This window comes from Bradyrhizobium centrolobii (genome assembly GCF_001641635.1).
Taxonomy (GTDB): domain Bacteria; phylum Pseudomonadota; class Alphaproteobacteria; order Rhizobiales; family Xanthobacteraceae; genus Bradyrhizobium; species Bradyrhizobium centrolobii.
In genome coordinates this window covers 1-17,163 of sequence record NZ_LUUB01000002.1, presented here as the reverse complement: position 1 = coordinate 17,163, position 17,163 = coordinate 1, and the positions used below count along the sequence as shown (strand labels likewise).

Sequence of the window (17,163 nt, the reverse complement as noted above, 5' to 3'; positions counted from 1 at the left end):
GGCGATCAAGGGCGTCGACTTCTACAGCAATCTCGAAGTGCTGTACTGGCTCGACCGCTCCCGCCGCGACATCATCCTGCAAAGCCCGAAGAACAACCAGAACACCCGCGGCACCTTCTCGCTGCGCTCGCCGGTCAGGCCCAATCCGATCGGCACATCGATCGTCAAGCTGGTCGGCGTCGAGGGCAACACGATTTTGGTGCGCGGCCTCGACTGTATCGACAACACGCCGCTGATCGACATCAAGCCCGACCGCTGCGAGTTCACGCCGCTGGCCGCACCGCAGCCGGGGGATTTCCAGACGGAGTGAGGTCTCACCTTTGTCATTCCGGGGCGCGCCGAAGGCGCGAGCCCGGAATCCACTGGGCGGCAGAGATGGTGGTGCAATGGATTCCGGGTTCGACGCTTCGCGTCGCCCCGGAATGACGAGGCGAGAGAATTACCCCTCCTTTAGCGCCGCGATAAGTTTCGCCGCGTGATCTTCCAGCACCTTGCCGTCTTCCTTGCGGCTCGCAGGCGGCAGCAGCGCCGCGCCGTCAAAGCGCGGCATCACGTGCATGTGCAGGTGAAACACCACCTGACCGCCGGCGGGCTCATTGAACTGCTGCACCGTGATGCCGTCGGCGTTGAACGCCTTCGTGGCAGCCGCCGCGATCTTGTGCGTGGCGCGGGCGACATGGGCGTAATCGTCCGGCTTGATGTCGAGAATGTTGCGGGCAGGGGCTTTTGGGATGACGAGCGTATGACCGGGCGAGCGCGGCATGATGTCAAGGAACGCGAGCACATGCTCGTTCTCATAGACCTTGTAGCAGGGGAATTCGCCACGCAGGATTTTCGCGAAGACATTGTTGGGATCGTAGGCGGTCATGCGGCTGCTCCTGAAGTTGCGGCCTTACTGTCATCACGTCGGAGAAGCCGTCAAGGCGCCTCTTCGATGCCTTTCCGGAACGGCCCGAGCTCGGCGAGCTCGCGGCCGGCTTCGGCCACATAGGCGCGCTCACGCTTGAGGTAATCGTCGATGGCGCGGCGCAGGCCCGGATCGGCGATGAAGTGGGCGGAATGGGTCGTGCGCGGCAGGTAGCCGCGCGCGATCTTGTGCTCGCCTTGCGCGCCGGCCTCGACATGCGCCAGCCCGCGTTTGATCGCGAAATCGATCGCCTGATAGTAGCAGACCTCGAAGTGCAGGAACGGATGATGCTCGACCGCGCCCCAGTTGCGGCCGAACAGCGTGTCCGAGCCGATGAAGTTGATCGCGCCCGCGATCCAGCGATGATTGCGTCGCGCCATCACCAGCAGCACGTCCTGGCTCATGGTCTCGCCGATCAGCGAGAAGAATTCGCGCGTCAGATAGGGCCGGCCCCATTTACGCGAGCCGGTCTCCATGTAGAACGCGAAGAACGCGTCCCAGGCATCTTCGGTGATGTCATTGCCCGTGAGCCAGTGGATCGTGATGCCGGCGGCAAGCGCGTCGCGCCGCTCGCGCTTGATCGACTTGCGGTGGCGCGAGTTCAGGGTGCCGAGGAAATCGTCGAAGCTCGCAAAACCCTGGTTGTGCCAGTGGAACTGCTGGTCGGTCCGCTGCAGGAAGCCATGTTGCCCGAGCAACTTCCACTCGGCCTCGCGCGCGAAGGTGACGTGCACCGAGGAGGCCTTGCTGACGCCGCACAGCGCCACCAGCCCGCCCGCCAGCGCCTCCGCGATGCGTTCGCGATCGACGCCGTCGCGGATCAGGAGCCGCGGCCCGGTCGCCGGCGTGAAGGGAACCGACGCCTGGAGCTTTGGGTAGTACCGCCCGCCGGCGCGCTCATAGGCATCCGCCCAGCCGCGATCGAAGACATATTCGCCCTGCGAATGCGATTTCAGATAGCAGGGCACGATGCCGGCGACGCGGCCATCGATCTTGGCCACGAGATGCCGCGGCCCCCAGCCGGTGCGCGGCGTGGCCGAACCCGAATTCTCAACCGCGGAGAAAAACGCGTGCGAGACGAACGGGTTATAGGCGGCTTTTGAGAGGCCAGCGGAATCGCCTGGGAGCCCGGATAAGGTTCCCGGGCCAGCCCCGTTGCATCTTCCGCCGGGATTGGCGCAGGCGTCCCAATCCTGTGGCGAGATTTCGCCGACGGAAGGTACAGCCTCGAGCGTGATTTCGGATGATGCCATCGCGTGTCTTGAACAGTCCCCGCCAAAGATCGTGCATCGCAGCAGCGACTTCAAGGGGGCGGGAACCTGTCTGGCCGCAAACGCGGCGTTCGACATCCCATCCCCGAGTCGTTCTGGCTTTCGCCAGGACGACATTGGGCGGCACTCGCAATGACGGAGCCTTACGGCACGAACCCCTCAAAAATCATCTGATCGGCATATTGCCCAACCCGCGTGCGTTGCTCGGGCGTGCGCACGGTCCAGCCGAGCAGGGCGCAGCCGAAGACGTTCCGCGCGATCCAGGGCGCGGGTGCTGGCAGGTGATCGACCTTGAAAGCGACGAAATGCGGCTGGGTCTGAAAGCCGTGACGCAGGTAGAGCATGCCGTCGCGCTGTTCTTGCGTCAGCTTGGCCCAATACTCGTCCTCGTAGGTGCGTTGCGCGACGATGCCGCGCGGGCGTGAGGGAAGGAGTTCGCGTAGCGCCAGCACCTGGTCGGGATCGAAGGACATGCCGACGGCGGGGCCGTCGTATGACGACAGCACCTGCGCCATCCGCTTCACCAGCTTGCGGTCGCCGGCAAAATGGCTCTTCACCTCGATCACCAGTGGCACGCGGCCGGCGACCATGGCGCAGAGATCGGATAGCGACATCATCCGCTCGGACGTACCCTTGAACGTGACGGCCCTGAGCTCCGCCGCGGTCTTCGCCATCAGCTCGCCGGTGGCCTCGGTGAGGCGGCCGAGCGCATGGTCGTGATGCACCATGGCCTCGCCATCGGCGGTGAGCTGGATGTCGACCTCGATGGCGAAATTGCCCGCGATCGCGGCCTGGATCGCGCCCGGCATGTTCTCGACGATGCCACGCGAAATGTCATGCAGGCCGCGATGGGCGACCGGCCGCGCTGTCAGCCAATCCGGAGCACGCACGCTGCTTACTCCCAGGTCAGGAGACCTCGAAGAGGCCTTCGACCTCGACCGCCGCATCCGCGGGCAGCGAGGCGACGCCGACAGTGGTGCGGGCGTGGCGGCCCTTGTCACCGAAGGCCGCGACCATCAGGTCGGAGGCGCCGTTCAGGACCTTTGGTCCGTCGACGAAATCCGGCGCCGAGTTGATGAAGCCGCCGAGGCGTACCACGCGCACCACCCTGTCGAGATCGCCCAGCGCCGCCTTGACCTGGGCAAGCAGATTGATCGCGCAGCCGCGCGCCGCCGCGGCGCCCTGTTCGATCGTGACGCCGGCCCCGAGCTTGCCCTTGGCGATCAGCTTGCCGTCGGGATCGAAGCAGACTTGGCCGGAGACGAACAGCAGGTTGCCGGTGCGCACGAACGGCACGTAGTTGGCCACGGGGGTGGGGGCCTCGTGCAGCTTGATGCCCTGTTCCGCCAGTTTCTGCTCGACCGTGCCAGCCATGTTCGACCTCGATATCCAGGGATTTATCTGCCCCGGCGCGTCAGTCGCAGCCGGGCGCGCCTGTTTCGCCCATTGCGCTTCCACATGCAAGCAAGCCGATGCGGTGGAGCGCAGCCCGGCCGGATTGCATTTTGTTGAGGCAGGACAGAAGGTTCAACGGAAAGGCGCAACTTTACGTGAAACGGCCGCAGTTGCGACGCAATGGGACGGTCATTAAAGTGTCGAATCTGCGCTTCCCCAGGGAATAGACATGGTGCACCTTTTCCGGACGTCGCTCGGTGTGATGGCGCTCGCTGCGGCCACTTTCGGCGCGAGCGGCGGGGTGCAGGCCGCGAGCGGTCCGTTCCTCGCGCACCAGGCGCTCTATGATCTGAGCCTCGTCAAATCGCGCTCCAACTCGGTCAACGGCGCGCGCGGCCGCATCCTCTACAATTTCACCGGGAATAGTTGCGAGGGATACACCTCCGAATTCCGTCAGGTCTCCGAGCTCGACAGCGGCGAGGGCAAGGTCACGCTCAGCGACCTTCGCTCCAATTCCTGGGAGGATGCTGCCGGTAAGAGCTACCGCTTCCGGATCGAGACGCGGATGAACGAGACCGAGTCCAGCAACGTCGACGGTTCCGCGGAGCGCGACGGCGACCACATCAACGTCAAGCTGAAGCTGCCGGCGCCGAAGAATTTCACACTCGACGGCAAGATCGTGTTCCCGACCGAGCAGATCCAGCGCATCATCGCTGCCGCGGAGGACGGCAAGTCGCTGCTGGAGCTCTCGGTCTACGACGGCTCGGACGACGGCCAGAAGGTCTACAACACGCTGACCGTGATCGGCCAGCCCATCCCCGCCGACCGTGCCACCTCGTCCGATCCGTCGACCACGGACGAGCACATGAAATCGATCAAGCGCTGGCCCGTCACCGTCAGCTATTTCGACCGCGACGTGCAGCAGAAGGAAGGCGAGCAGACGCCGGTTTATGCGATGTCGTTCGAACTCTACGAAAACGGCGTCTCCCGCCAGCTCGTGCTCGATTACAACGACTTTGTGATTTCCGGCGCACTCGGCAAGTTCGACGTGAAGGACAGCAAGCCCTGTAATTGAGGCTTCGTCCTGGTCTCGGGCCCAGTGCTCCTTAGTAGGAGCAGCGCAGTTTATTCCATCCACCGTCGTCCTGAGGCGCTCGTCCTGCGGTGTACAGCAGGGCGAGCCTCGAAGGATGACGGTGCACCGCCAGCGCTCGTCGCATCTAGCCCTCAGCACCATCACCAGCTACGCTCCCTTCCAACCACAAACCTCCGGGAGGCAGCATTATGCCCAAGCTCGATCATCTCCGTCCCAGCGGCCTGCATCACAATCCGGCCTATTCCCACGTCGTCACGGCCTCTGGCGCGCGCACCATCTACATCTCCGGGCAGGTGTCCGTTGACGAGGAGGGACGGGTGGTCGGCGAAGGCGATCTCGCCGCGCAGACGACGCAGGTGATGCAGAATCTCGGCCTGGCGCTGAAGGCGGCCGGTGCGAGCTACGCCAACATCGTGAAGATCACGACCTTCGTCGTGAACTACAAGCCGGAGCAGCGCCCCGTCATCGGCAAGGCCCGCTCGGCCTTCTTCGAAGGCATGGAGCCGCCCGCCAGCACCCTCGTCGGGGTCTCCGCGCTTGCGGCGCCGGAATGGATGATCGAGATCGAGGCGGTAGCGGTTGCGGATTGAGGTCTTGAATCCGTGGCCCGGATGGAGCGCAGCGTAATCCGGAAAGCCTCGAGCCGCTGACACGCTGTCCCGGATTTCGCTGCGCTCCATCCGGGCTACGCGTGCTTCGCTCCGGACATCGCTCGCAGAACTGCCAGCGCTTCGTCGGCTTTGTGGGTAGGCACAAAGAGATGGTCGTGATGAAAGGCCGAGACGGCGTTCACACTGATACCGGCTTCGGCCAGATGCGACGTGATCGCGGCCAGAAGACCCACGGCATCGAGCGCTGAGTGCACCGTCAGGGTGATCAGGCCCGAGGCGAACTCGTAGCGTAGTCCTGCCGCTTCGGCCTCTTCGCGCGGGATCACGAGCGTGGTTCCTTCCTGCTCGCGGAACGTCATCAGCGGGTTGACTGCCGCCGGAATGCGCTCGTTCAGTGGGATCGTGCAAAACACGAAGGTGCCTTGCTGCATCTCTGGTTTCATGTCCCTCAACAGCGCCTCGAGATTGCGTTCGCCTGTCATGGTGTCGGCCTCTCAGCGCGCAGGATGGGTCGGGCCTTTGCGAAACCCATCCGCGCCGGGAACTGACAGGGGTCTCGCCAACATACCTTTGTATATCTCCTCTAATCCTTCTCATGCGCTGCCCTTACGCTCGTACAATTGAGAACGGCGGGCGATTCTTACAATTTGAGCCCACTCGGGTTAGCGCGAGGAGGTTCAATGAACGTCATCATTCGAAAGCTCAACGGCCTGTGGCACCTCATCGTCGGATCATGTCAGATCCGAACGCCGTTCCTGGCGACTCAGGACCGGCAGCTGGTCGTTCAGTACGCCCGGCGGGTTTACCCAGGCGCCAGGATCTTCGAACGCGACTGAGTTCAGCCGGGCCCAATCACTCCTGCGCCTTCTCGGGTCCGTCATAGGCGATGCCGCGGATCACCGCGGCGCTGCCGAACTTCTTGCGCAAGCCGTCGATCGCGCGCTCGGCGTGCGCGGCGCGGCGGTCTAGCATGTCGGTGTCGTCGTCAGCCGAGCCGGTGCGCAGTGCGCTGACGCCGGCGCCCATCAGGCGGAAGGCGGTGCCGTCGATCTCCTTGGCCAGCATCTCGCGGCAGATCGCGAAGATTTTTGCGGCAAGCTGGGTCGGACCGGCGATCGACTGCGACCGGGTGCGCTGGCGGAAATCGGCGGTCTTCAGCTTCAGCGTGATGGTCGTGCCCGCAAGCTCACTGCTCTTCAGCCGCGACGATGTCTTCTCACAGAGCCGCCACAGAATCCGCTCCAGCGTCGCGAAATCGCGGATGTCGGTCTCGAACGTGGTTTCGCTGGAAATCGTCTTGGCGCCGCGGTCTGGCTCGACGCGGCGGTCGTCGATGCCGCGGGNNNGGGCGAGCCGCCACAGCCTGCGGCCGTCGCTCGGAAACTGCCGCATCAGCTCGATCTCGTCGGCCTTCTGAAGGTCGGCGATGATGCGGAAGCCGCGCTGCGTCAGCCGTTCCTGGGTCGCAGGTCCGACGCCGAAGATGAAGCCGACCGGCTTCTCCGCCAGCATGAGGCGCGCTTCCTCCTGGTCGAGCGCGGCAAAGCCGCGCGGCTTGTCGAGGTCGGAGGCGATCTTGGCCAGGAACTTGTTGCAGGACAGGCCGACCGAGACGGTGATGCCGATGTCGCGCTCGACGTCGCGGGCAAAGCGCGCCAGTACCTTGGCCGGAACCATGCCGTGAACGCGCTCGGTGCCGGAGAGATCGAGGAAGGCCTCGTCGATCGAGAGCGGCTCGACCAGCGGTGTCAGCGCCTGCATGGCCTGGCGCACCTCGCGGCCGACGCGGACATATTTCGCCATGTCGGGCCGGATCACGGTCGCATGCGGGCAGGCCTCGAGCGCCTTGAACATCGGCATCGCCGAGCGAACGCCGAAGGTGCGCGCGATGTAGCAGGCGGCCGACACCACGCCACGCTTGCCGCCGCCGATGATGACGGGCTTGTCGGCGATATCGGGATTGTCGCGCTTCTCCACCGTCGCGTAGAATGCGTCGCAGTCGATATGGGCGATCGTCAGCGTCGAGAGCGCGCGGTGACGGACGAGGCGAGGGGAACCGCAAGCCGCACAGCGCCGCGCGCCCATGTCCAGATCGGCCAGACAATCCCGGCAGAAGCAGCGGGGCCCGGCCGGGTCGGGGGTGCTCACGGCACGTCGCGCTCCCAGGGCCGGTCGCCGAGCGCATCGCCCAGCACCTGCCGCGCTGCGGCAATGTTGGTCGGATGAAGTTCCGAGGCGCTCGCGAAGGCCTTCACGGTGTCGTCATCGCGCAGCACGAAATCGAGCACGCTGAGCAGGAAATTCGGGTCCGAGGCGGCACTCCGGAGCGTCTCCGGACCGACGCCTGTCTCGGCCAGAAACAGGCCCAGCCGCTCAGGTTCGCTCGCAACGAAAGAGAGCGCCTGAATCGCAACGATTTCAGCCACTTCGCGGGGGGTGTGAACAGGCTTTTTCAAGGGCCCGATTTGCCTTTCCGTTAACTTTCGGTCTCTAATTTGGAATCATCATGCCCGAGTCTTACGATCCCAGACAAGCAACTGGAAACTACATCGCAGAAAGTCGACCCTCGGGTTTAACGAAACTAGAGCGAATCTGAGGCTAGTTTGAATCCAGTTTTCGAAGCGCCGGCGAAAGGCGCCTGAGGCGTCACATGTATCGGTCTCCTTGCCAATCGGGAGGACGGGATGGCTAAGACCGTCCTGATCGTGGAAGACAATGAGCTCAACATGAAGCTCTTCCGCGACCTGTTGGAGGCACACGGCTATCAGACCTCGGGCACCAGCAATGGCTACGAGGCGCTCGATCTCGTTCGCAAGATGCGACCCGACCTCGTGCTGATGGACATCCAGCTGCCGCAGGTGTCGGGCCTGGAGGTGACGCGCTGGATCAAGGATGATCCGGAGCTGCGCACCATTCCCGTCGTCGCGGTCACGGCGTTCGCGATGAAGGGCGACGAAGAACGCATCCGCGAGGGCGGCTGCGAAGCGTATTTGTCCAAGCCGATCTCGGTCGGCAAGTTCATCGAGACGGTCCGACGTTTCATCGGGTAGGGAGTGAATTTCAGTGTCTGCGCGTATCCTGGTCGTCGATGACGTCCCTGCCAACGTCAAGCTTCTCGAAGCCCGTCTCTCCGCCGAATATTTCGATGTGATGACTGCCGCGAACGGCACCGAGGCGCTGGCGATCTGCCGCCGCGCCGAATGCGACATCATCCTGCTCGACGTGATGATGCCCGACATGGATGGCTTCGAGGTCTGTCGCCGTCTGAAGACCGATCCGGCGACCCACCACATCCCCGTCGTGATGGTGACGGCGCTCGACAGCCCGGCCGACCGCATCCGCGGGCTGGAAGCCGGCGCCGACGATTTCCTCACAAAGCCCGTTTCCGACGTCGTGCTGATCGCGCGGGTACGCTCGCTGACGCGGCTGAAGATGATGACGGACGAACTGCGCATGCGGGCGATCACCTCGCTCGAAATCGGCGTGCAGGCGCCCGAGCGCAGCGCGGTGGCCGACACCGGGAAGGGTGGTCGCATCCTGCTGGTCGACGACCGCCAGTCCTCCTATGAGCGACTGGCGACGCTGCTCGCCGCCGAGCACACCGTCGAAGTCGAGCCCAATCCGACTGAGGCGCTGTTCCATGCGGCCGAGGGCAACTACGACCTCCTGATCGTCTCGCTCGACCTCAACAATTTTGACGGCCTGCGGCTGTGCAGCCAGGCGCGTTCGCTGGAGCGCACGCGCCACGTGCCGATCCTCGCGATCGCCGATGCCGAAAACGGCACCCGGCTGCTCCGTGGCCTCGAGATCGGCGTCAACGACTATCTGCTGCGTCCGATCGACAAGAACGAGCTGCTCGCGCGCGCCCGCACCCAGATCCGCCGCCGCCGCTACACCGACCATCTGCGCGACAACGTGCAGAACTCGATCGAGATGGCGATCACCGATGCGCTCACCGGGCTGCACAACCGCCGCTACATGGAGAGCCATCTGGCGACGCTCGCCGAGCAGGCCTCGACCCGCGGCAAGCCGCTCGCGCTGATGCTTCTGGACATCGACTATTTCAAGTCGATCAACGACAATTACGGGCATGACGGCGGCGACGACGTGCTGCGCGAATTCGCCGTGCGCGTGCGCAAATCGATCCGCGGTATCGATCTCGCCTGCCGCTATGGCGGCGAGGAGTTCGTGATCGTGATGCCGGAGACCGATCTCCACGTCGCCGGCATGGTCGCCGAGCGCCTGCGCCGCTCGATCGCGGGCGAGCCGTTCGCTATCCACAAGGGCGCCAAGCGCATCGAGGTCACGATCTCGATCGGGCTTACCACGCTGGAGAAGAAGGGCGAGGCGGTCGCCGACGTCCTCAAGCGCGCCGACATGGCGCTCTACCGCGCCAAGCACGACGGCCGCAATCGCGTGGTGTCGCAGGCGGCGTGACGCCGCGGCGGGTGAGGGCGCGTTGCTCGCGCCACCAACTCAACTGTCGTCCCGGTGAAGGCCGGGACCCATAACCCCAGGGAGCGGTTGTGGCGCGGGCGGGTAACCACGAGTCTTCACCAAACCACTGCCTGTGCTTATCGCGACGAGCGCAAGCGCTCGCGCGGAAGTCCCGGATCTGCGCTCACTTGTCCGGGACGACGCTGGGGGGATAGCTCGCCACAAGTGTGGCCGCAAAAATATCGAAAACAACCCCATGCAAAGTAGCTGATGGCCGGCGGACGATGCCTTGTGCGTCCGCAAAGCCATTTGACACGTCGGGCAAAACACCGGCATTAGTTTATCATCGCGCAACAACCGCAGGGAGGGTTGTCGCGCGCAGCTCTTTCCACAAACTCCGCTGTCATTCCCCACGACCCGGCTACGCCAAGGCTTCGCCGGGGCTTACGCTGTTGGGCCGCCGAAGCTTTAGCGTAGGCGGCAAGCGGGGAATCCAGTACGCCGCGGCTTCTCCGCATCCAACGACCGTCTCTGGAATACTGGATCACCCGCTTTCGCGGGTGATGACACCGTGCGATGCGACAGCAGCGGTTAGTGCGGCGCGCGCTTGCCTCGCTTCACAGCCGGCTTCGCCGCATCATCCCCCACATCCACCCCCGCATTCCGCAGCAGCACCTTCGCAGCCTCCTTCGCCGCGCGGGCCATCGCGGGATCGTCGCGCACGAGGTCCTGTGCGATTGAGCCGTCGACCAGAAGCACGAGCTGGGTTGCGAGCGCATCTGCCGCCGCAACGCCAAGCTCGTTCAGGCGGTCGCGAAACCAGACGCGGCGGCTCTCCTTGAAGGCCACCGCGATCTTCTTCACCGCACGATCCCCGGCTCCAAGCTCGGCCACCGCATTCACGAACGGGCAGCCGCGGAAATCCTTCGCCGCGAAGCGCCGTTCCAGCGAATCGAAGGTGGCGAGGATCTGTTCGGCCGGCGGCTTGTCGGAGAGACGAGGCTGCACGAAGCGGCGCTCGAGATACGCCGCGATCAGCGCGTCCTTGGAGGGGAAGTGGTTGTAGAGCGTCCGCTTGCTGATGCCGACCTCGGCCGCAATGGTGTCGACGCCGATGGCACGAATGCCTTGCAGGTAGAACAGCTTGTCGGCGGTGGCGAGGATCCGCTCCTTCATGTCGGATTTTACGGCGGACGGCATAACACAGACCTGTGTAACGAGCGCCTTGACAACGGCGCCAGGTTGCATTCTAGATTACACAGACCTGTGTAATCAAGCCGGACGTCAGTCGGTTGCAGGCACCGTGGGAACAACAAACGCGAGAACAAGAAAAAGGTGGAACCAGAATGCCGCTGCTGCAAGCGCTTCGTCCGACGCTCCCGATCCTGATCGGCGCCTCGTTGATGCTCACCCTCAGCATGGGCCTGCGGCAATCGCTCGGCATCTTCCTGCAGCCGCTGACCCACGACGTCGGCATCTCCGTGTCCGACTTCACGCTCGCGATCGCCGTGCAAAACCTTGCATGGGGCTTTCTGCAACCTCTCGCCGGCGCGCTCACCGTCCGCTACGGCTTTCGCGCGATCATGATCGCCGGTGCGTTTCTCTACATTGCGGGCCTCGCGCTGATGGCAAGTGCGGAAGGCATGATTTCGATCATGCTGGGGGCAGGGGTCCTGATCGGCACCTCGCTCGCCTGCACCGCGGCGGCGATGGCAATGTCGGTTGCGGCGCGCGCGGCGCCTGAGAGCGTGCGCTCGACGGTGCTCGGCATCGTCTCGGCGGCGGGCTCGCTCGGCGCGCTGTTGTCGGCGCCGATCGGGCAGGTGCTCGCCGAGGGCTATGGCTGGCGTATCGGGCTCGGCGGCTTCGTCGTGCTGTCGCTGCTGATGCTGCCGGCGGCGTGGTTTGCCGGCCGGATCGACCGCATTCCGCTGCCGCAGTCGAGCGGGCTCGGCGATGTCTCGGCCACCACGGCGACCGTGACCGCGTTCGGCAACGCCTCGTTCTCCGTGATGACGGGCGCCTATTTCGTCTGCGGCATGCAACTCGTCTTCATCACCACGCACCTGCCGTCTTACTTGCAGATCTGCGGCATGGACCCGATGCTGAGCGCGCAGACGCTCGGCGTGATCGGCGGCTTCAACGTACTGGGCTCGCTGTTCTTCGGCTGGGCCGGCCAGCGATGGAACAAGCTCGCGCTGCTCGGCGGCATCTATGTCGCGCGCTCGCTGGTGCTCGCCTGGTATTTCATGCTGCCGCCGTCGCCGGCCTCGACACTCGTGTTCGGCGCGCTGATGGGTTTTCTCTGGCTCGGCGTCGGACCGCTGGTGGCGGGCGCGGTCGCTGAGATGTTCGGCCTGCAGTGGCAGGCGATGATCCAAGGGCTTGCTTTCATGAGCCACCAGATCGGCAGCTTCGTCGGCGCCTATGGCGGCGGGCTGATCTATGATGCGCTCGGTTCCTACAATTTGGCCTGGCGCATCGGTGTGGCGGTGGGGCTTGCCGCCGGCATCGTCCAGATCGCGTTTGCGCTGATCCGTCCGACAGCGCCGCCGCTGTTGCGAACGGCATAGGCATCGTCAGCTTCTGCTCATTCGTTGGGCGACACGCCGCTGCATGAAGCAGCACGCGTGGCGCTTGCCGCAAAGCAGCAAAGTGAAATCGATGCGTATTCAGCGGGTTGAATGAAGGGCGTCAATGGCGTGAATTTTGCTTCTCTTTGACCGGGAATTGAAACCGTCTCTGACGCTTTCCGATCTGGCGACAAGGGAAAGGCCGATAAGCCATGAGGCTGGTCGACGCCAGTCTCGAGCCATCGACACTCGACGACCTCATCGCGCCGAGCCGCGAACATTGTGTCCCGAAAATCCGAGCTGATTACGCTGGCGCCAACGCGCCGGCGCGAACCCACGTCTCGCGGGTTCCAGTCAAGGCAATCGCCAGAAGACATCTCTTGCGACTTGGGAGGATGACGATGGAATCAAGCATATCCACGCGCCAAAGGCTCGTGACGTTGGTGGTCGCGTTGTTGGGAATTGCGCTGCTCTACCTCGCCCTCGGCGAGGTTGCTCTTGCCGAGGATGCGAGCCCGCCGGCTTGCGGCGGCAAGATCCTCGAGAAGTGCACGCCCAATCCCGGCGACACCGCCTGGATGCTCACCTCCGTTGCGCTGGTGCTGATGATGACCGTACCAGGGCTTGGGCTGTTCTATGGTGGCATGGTGCGCAAGAAGAATGTCGGCGACACCGTGATGACGAGCTTCGCGGTGACGTGCCTCGTCACGATCCTGTTCGCGATCCTGACTTACAGCATGGCCTTCCGCGCCGGCACGCCGTTCGTCGGCGGGTTGGATCGCATGTTCCTGAAGGACATCCTGAGCGACATCGGCAAGGGCGGCATCGGCAATCCCAATCCGCTCGCGGCAACGATACCGGAGAGCGTCTACATCTGCTTCCAGATGACCTTTGCCATCATCACGCCGGCGCTGATTGCGGGAGCCTTCGCCGAACGGATGAAATTCTCCGCGATGCTCTGGTTCATCGGCCTGTGGGCGATCTTGGTCTATGCGCCGATCGCGCATTGGGTGTGGGGCCCCGACGGGATATTCGCCTCCGGCAACGACGCCGCCTGGGTCAAGGTGCTCGATTTCGCCGGCGGGACCGTCGTGCACATCAACGCCGGCGTGGCCGGCCTGATGTGCGCCATCATGCTCGGCAAGCGCAAGGAGACAGGGCCGGCTCACAACATGGTGCTCACCTTCATCGGCGCCTCGCTGCTCTGGGTCGGCTGGTTCGGCTTCAACGCCGGCTCCGCCGTGACGGCAGGCATGCAGGCCGGCATGGCGATGCTGGTGACGCAGATCGCAACGGCGGTTGCTGGCTTCACCTGGATGTTGGTCGAGTGGTCGCTCAAGGGCAAGCCGACCGTCGTCGGCATCTGCTCGGGCGCGGTCGCAGGTCTCGTCGCCATCACGCCTGCGTCCGGATTCGTCGGCCCGATCGGCGCCTTCGTGATCGGCATCGCAGCCGGTGTGCTCTGCTACTGGGGCTGCACCGGGCTGAAGAGCATGTTCAGCTATGACGACGCGCTCGATTGCTTCGGCGTCCACGCCATCGGCGGCATGGTCGGCGCGCTGCTCACCGGTGTGTTTGCGGTCGAGCAATATGGTGGCACCGCGGGCGCGCTGGAAGGCAATCCCGGCCAGTTCGTCAACCAGTGCATCGGCGTCGCCACGGTCTTTGTCTATGACGCCGTCGTCAGCCTGATCATCCTCTATGTGGTCAAGCTGTTCGTCGGTCTGCGGGTGTCGGAGGATATGGAACGCGACGGTCTCGACCTCGCACTGCATGGCGAGGTCGTGCACTAGATCGCCCATGACGATGTCGAAGCAATCCGGGCATCCGCGCGGCCCGCGGATGCCCGGCACGGAGAGGGAACGATGACCGAGATCTTTGCGCAAGGTGACCTGCTGATCGAGCGGGTTCCCGATGTGGCGCCATCGGGAACGCTCGCCGAAACGGCTGACGGTGTGCCGCTGGTTCTGCTGGAGGGCGAGGCCACCGGACATTGTCACGCGATCCGCGAGCGCGTGACGCTGTTTCGGGACGATGATCTGGCGCGCGACATTCCGGCCGGGCTCTATGTCGGGCATCTCCTGATCGCGTCGGCCTATGCGCGGGTGACGCATGAAGAGCATGCGCCGCTGACGCTGCCGCGAGGGACATACCGGGTACGCCGCCAGCGCGAGCTCGGACCACGTGATGCGCGCGTCCTTGCCGATTGAACGGTCGCTCACGGCGGAGCAGACGACGGCGCTTGGGGAGTTTCGCGCACGGTGGGCTGCCGTCCGGCGGTCGACAACGCCCGCCGATCGCAGCGCTGCAGAACAGGCCGTGCGGCTTGCCTATCATGCTGCAGGACTCGAGCGGCCGGCCCGCATCGTCTGGTGCGACAGCCCGCTTGCGCTGGCCGGACGGGTTTGCCGTGCGTCGCATGACGACGGCGGCAATGTCCGCTCCCGTCTGGTCGACCACGTTCGCCGAAGAGTCGCCTCACTGATCGAGAGGCGGGTGCTTCGGAAGGTCCTGGTCGCTGTTGAGAACTCAGTCAATCCCGCCGATCCGCTGGTCACGGCCGTTGCCGAGGCGGTGATCCGGAGCGTGCCGGAGCCGAGTCTTTCCATGCTCGGCCATCTGCGTTGTACCGGCCTGTCGTGGTCCGGCGTGCTCCACGCGATCATTGCCCCGCGGGGGTTCGCGTCCTGTGCAGCGGGGCCGCACGACTTGTCGTGGCTTGGCGTGTACGATTATCTCCGCGAGGTTCTCCGTCTGCACGCCGAGACGGAGCCGCTGTGCGGTCTGATGCAGCTCGCATCCAGTGTCGGCTGGTTGCAGCCGCATGCGCGCACCTGCTGGCTCGCCGAGCGGCCGAACCTCTTGTGCGGCGACGCGCGCGACCGGTTGCATCAGGCGGATGGTCCGGCGCTGCGCTATCCGGACGGCTGGTCGGTCTGGGCCTGGCGCGGGGTGGAGGTGCCCCGCTGGATCATCGAGCGCAGGGACCAGATCACGCTTGCCGCGATCGATGAGCAGATGGACGTCCAGGTCCGCCGCTGCATGATCGAGATCATGACGCCGGAATGCTACGTCGCGCTCGGCGGAGCGACCCGCATCGCAGAAGACGAGACCGGAATCCTGTGGCGCCGGAACTGGCTCGCCGCGGATGCGTGGGCTGCGGTTGAGGTGATCAACGCAACGCCTGAGCCGGATGGCACGCGCCGGCATTTCTTCCTCCAGGTGCCGGCCAATCTGCGCACCGCGCGCGAGGCGGTCGCATGGACCTACGGCATGAGGGCGGAGGCCTATGCCCAGCTCGTGCAGAGGACGTGACCAGGGGGTGGACTCATTAGCGCGTAGCCAGCCATAGCGGATGGCTGCAAGCTGGACGAAGGCAAGTAGTTCGCAGCAAGCTTGTCGTAGCGCAGAGTTCATCGCGTACGATTCGAGCCCCAGTTCTGCAACTTGAATCACAGCCGTGCGGCGAAACGCAACGCTCCTGGCCTGGCCCGCTTCGTCGCTTTCGGGACAAAGCGGACTTCAACCAGCCGACGACGCCCGCTGAATCCGTCGAAAATGACCGTGCGCCCCGAGGGCGCGAACTATCAGTGAGGGAGGATCTCACCCGGATAATTGTCGATTGGTCCGGAAGCTGGCAGGCGGCACGGTCGGGTAACTGACTGGGTCGGAGCCCTGCGACAAAGGCAGCCTTGGGCTGCTGAGCGATCCGATGGGCCGTAACAAAGTGAAGCCTGAGCAGGCCTCGAAAGTTCGAATGCGGATGCCGACCCGCCGGTCATTTGGGGAAGGCCGCACGTGTGGGGAAGCAATCGACACGCGCACCCACGCGATCCGCCGGGGTAGTGGGCACGGCACGCCGGAAGGGTAGTTCGTAGTTACAGGGGGAGACCCGTCGCGGACGAGGGTAGCGGCCTCAACATCGCATGAGGCGGTGGTCACGGCGGGAGTCGGACGGGGCAATAGGAGCGTTGATGCCGGGTAATGCCGGTGGAGCAAAGGGCCCCGACTTCTGGTGCGCTTTTGAAGATGGTGAGGTGAAGGTGATTGGTGATGAGCCTGACAACGCCTGATAAGATCCGGAGCCTTCAGAGAAAGCTCTACTGCAAAGCGAAGGCGGAGCCCACCTTCCGCTTCTATCTGCTCTACGACAAGATCTGTCGCGAGGACATCCTGGTCCACGCCTATCGGCTCGCTCGCCTTAATGCGGGTGCCCCAGGTGTGGATGGGATGACGTTTGCTCGCATCGAAGAGCTGGGCCTGGAAGCATGGTTGGCGGACTTGCGCGCGGAACTGGTCTCGAAGACGTACCGACCTGATCCGGTGCGGCGGGTGATGATCCCGAAAGCGAATGGTGGCGAGCGTCCGCTCGGCATTCCGACCATTCGTGATCGTGTGATTCAGACTGCCGCCAAGATCGTGATCGAACCTATCTTCGAGGCTGACTTCGAGGACAATGCCTACGGCTACCGGCCCGCTCGCGGGGCGGTGGACGCGGTCAAGGAAGTGCACCGGCATTTATGTCGGGGCAATGCTGACGTAGTTGATGCTGATTTGTCCAAGTACTTCGATACGATACCGCATTCCGAGCTGATCAAGTCAGTAGCCCGGCGTGTGGTGGATCGAAACGTCCTGCGTCTCATCAAGATGTGGCTGAGGGCGCCGATCGAAGAACGGGACGCGGACGGAACCCGGCGCATGAGTGGCGGCAAGCGAAACACACGCGGCACGCCGCAAGGCGGCGTCGCAAGTCCATTGCTGGCCAACATTTACATGAATCGGTTCCTGAAGCATTGGCGTTTGACTGGCTGCGGCGACGCGTTCCAGGCTCACGTCATCTCCTATGCCGACGACTTCGTTATCCTCAGCCGCG

General features: G+C 64.2%; 20 protein-coding genes and 1 pseudogene. 12 read left to right on the top strand and 9 right to left on the bottom strand.

The genetic code is table 11. The annotated features are described in order from the left end of the window. The coding region (locus AYJ54_RS51765) for an SAM-dependent methyltransferase (RefSeq protein ID WP_245328820.1) at positions 1 to 310 on the top strand (310 nt) is incomplete at its 5' end. A gap of 129 nt (positions 311 to 439) precedes the next feature. Here AYJ54_RS51765 and AYJ54_RS00100 read toward each other — a convergent pair. The 4 genes from AYJ54_RS00100 to AYJ54_RS00085 form a co-directional block, all read right to left on the bottom strand. Continuing rightward, positions 440 to 868, bottom strand: coding sequence for an HIT family protein (locus AYJ54_RS00100; protein WP_063695877.1), 429 nt, complete (start codon positions 866 to 868; stop codon positions 440 to 442). A gap of 50 nt (positions 869 to 918) precedes the next feature. Further along, on the bottom strand, positions 919 to 2,160 hold the full coding sequence (locus tag AYJ54_RS00095; RefSeq protein WP_063695876.1) for a GNAT family N-acetyltransferase: 1,242 nt from the start codon (positions 2,158 to 2,160) through the stop codon (positions 919 to 921). A gap of 161 nt (positions 2,161 to 2,321) precedes the next feature. Further along, complete coding sequence (locus AYJ54_RS00090; RefSeq protein ID WP_063695875.1) at positions 2,322 to 3,068, bottom strand: glycerophosphodiester phosphodiesterase; 747 nt, start codon at positions 3,066 to 3,068, stop codon at positions 2,322 to 2,324. A 16-nt stretch (positions 3,069 to 3,084) separates the two neighbouring features. Continuing rightward, on the bottom strand, positions 3,085 to 3,552 hold the full coding sequence (locus AYJ54_RS00085) for a RidA family protein (protein ID WP_063695874.1): 468 nt from the start codon (positions 3,550 to 3,552) through the stop codon (positions 3,085 to 3,087). Between AYJ54_RS00085 and AYJ54_RS48675 the strand changes: the two genes are divergently transcribed. The 3 genes from AYJ54_RS48675 (at position 3,551) to AYJ54_RS00075 (ending at position 5,259) form a co-directional block, all read left to right on the top strand. Beyond that, on the top strand, positions 3,551 to 3,769 hold the full coding sequence (locus tag AYJ54_RS48675; RefSeq protein WP_136623329.1) for a hypothetical protein: 219 nt from the start codon (positions 3,551 to 3,553) through the stop codon (positions 3,767 to 3,769). The two genes, AYJ54_RS00085 and AYJ54_RS48675, sit on opposite strands and share 2 nt — an antisense overlap. A gap of 33 nt (positions 3,770 to 3,802) precedes the next feature. Next, positions 3,803 to 4,648: a cell envelope integrity EipB family protein gene (locus AYJ54_RS00080; RefSeq protein WP_063695873.1), complete on the top strand. Its 846-nt coding sequence runs from the start codon at positions 3,803 to 3,805 to the stop codon at positions 4,646 to 4,648. 209 nt (positions 4,649 to 4,857) lie between these two features. Further along, positions 4,858 to 5,259: a RidA family protein gene (locus tag AYJ54_RS00075; protein ID WP_063695872.1), complete on the top strand. Its 402-nt coding sequence runs from the start codon at positions 4,858 to 4,860 to the stop codon at positions 5,257 to 5,259. A gap of 95 nt (positions 5,260 to 5,354) precedes the next feature. Here AYJ54_RS00075 and AYJ54_RS00070 read toward each other — a convergent pair whose 3' ends face one another. Continuing rightward, positions 5,355 to 5,762, bottom strand: a complete 408-nt coding sequence (locus AYJ54_RS00070) for an ACT domain-containing protein (protein ID WP_063695871.1) — start codon at positions 5,760 to 5,762, stop codon at positions 5,355 to 5,357. Positions 5,763 to 5,960: 198 nt separating this feature from the next. Between AYJ54_RS00070 and AYJ54_RS51030 the strand changes: the two genes are divergently transcribed. Then, positions 5,961 to 6,116, top strand: coding sequence for a hypothetical protein (locus AYJ54_RS51030; protein ID WP_201724098.1), 156 nt, complete (start codon positions 5,961 to 5,963; stop codon positions 6,114 to 6,116). 16 nt (positions 6,117 to 6,132) lie between these two features. Here the strand turns inward: AYJ54_RS51030 and AYJ54_RS51760 are convergent. From AYJ54_RS51760 to AYJ54_RS00060, 3 genes and pseudogenes are all read right to left on the bottom strand, one after another. Beyond that, positions 6,133 to 6,623, bottom strand: a pseudogene (locus AYJ54_RS51760) (DinB/UmuC family translesion DNA polymerase); the annotation flags it as partial. A 3-nt stretch (positions 6,624 to 6,626) separates the two neighbouring features. Beyond that, positions 6,627 to 7,428, bottom strand: an 802-nt coding sequence (locus tag AYJ54_RS51755) for a DNA polymerase IV (protein WP_245328819.1), incomplete at its 3' end; no start/stop codon positions are given. Next, positions 7,425 to 7,736 carry a DUF3572 domain-containing protein gene (locus AYJ54_RS00060; protein ID WP_063695869.1) on the bottom strand — a complete coding sequence of 104 codons (312 nt, stop codon included), beginning with the start codon at positions 7,734 to 7,736 and terminating at the stop codon, positions 7,425 to 7,427. The genes AYJ54_RS51755 and AYJ54_RS00060, both read right to left, overlap by 4 nt. 228 nt (positions 7,737 to 7,964) lie before the next feature. Between AYJ54_RS00060 and AYJ54_RS00055 the strand changes: the two genes are divergently transcribed. Beyond that, entirely contained in the window at positions 7,965 to 8,330 is a 366-nt protein-coding gene (locus tag AYJ54_RS00055; protein WP_027553080.1) for a response regulator, read from the top strand. Between the two features lie 13 nt (positions 8,331 to 8,343). Further along, positions 8,344 to 9,717 (top strand): PleD family two-component system response regulator, encoded by a 1,374-nt coding sequence (locus AYJ54_RS00050; protein ID WP_063695868.1) that lies wholly within the window; start codon positions 8,344 to 8,346, stop codon positions 9,715 to 9,717. Positions 9,718 to 10,308: 591 nt separating this feature from the next. Here AYJ54_RS00050 and AYJ54_RS00045 read toward each other — a convergent pair. Next, positions 10,309 to 10,893, bottom strand: coding sequence for a TetR/AcrR family transcriptional regulator (locus tag AYJ54_RS00045; RefSeq protein WP_063695920.1), 585 nt, complete (start codon positions 10,891 to 10,893; stop codon positions 10,309 to 10,311). A 170-nt stretch (positions 10,894 to 11,063) separates the two neighbouring features. Here AYJ54_RS00045 and AYJ54_RS00040 point away from each other — a divergent pair, with 170 nt between their 5' ends. The 5 genes from AYJ54_RS00040 to AYJ54_RS00020 all read left to right on the top strand — a co-directional run. Then, positions 11,064 to 12,290 (top strand): MFS transporter, encoded by a 1,227-nt coding sequence (locus AYJ54_RS00040; protein ID WP_063695867.1) that lies wholly within the window; start codon positions 11,064 to 11,066, stop codon positions 12,288 to 12,290. A gap of 395 nt (positions 12,291 to 12,685) precedes the next feature. Continuing rightward, positions 12,686 to 14,083 (top strand): ammonium transporter, encoded by a 1,398-nt coding sequence (locus AYJ54_RS00035; RefSeq protein WP_430641376.1) that lies wholly within the window; start codon positions 12,686 to 12,688, stop codon positions 14,081 to 14,083. Positions 14,084 to 14,155: 72 nt separating this feature from the next. Continuing rightward, on the top strand, positions 14,156 to 14,500 hold the full coding sequence (locus tag AYJ54_RS00030) for a hypothetical protein (RefSeq protein WP_201724097.1): 345 nt from the start codon (positions 14,156 to 14,158) through the stop codon (positions 14,498 to 14,500). Beyond that, positions 14,478 to 15,605 carry a DUF6745 domain-containing protein gene (locus AYJ54_RS00025; protein WP_063695866.1) on the top strand — a complete coding sequence of 376 codons (1,128 nt, stop codon included), beginning with the start codon at positions 14,478 to 14,480 and terminating at the stop codon, positions 15,603 to 15,605. The genes AYJ54_RS00030 and AYJ54_RS00025 overlap by 23 nt, the downstream gene beginning before the upstream one ends. Positions 15,606 to 16,343: 738 nt before the next feature. Then, positions 16,344 to 17,163 (top strand): reverse transcriptase domain-containing protein (locus tag AYJ54_RS00020; protein ID WP_245328818.1); only part of this gene is annotated, 820 nt, incomplete at its 3' end.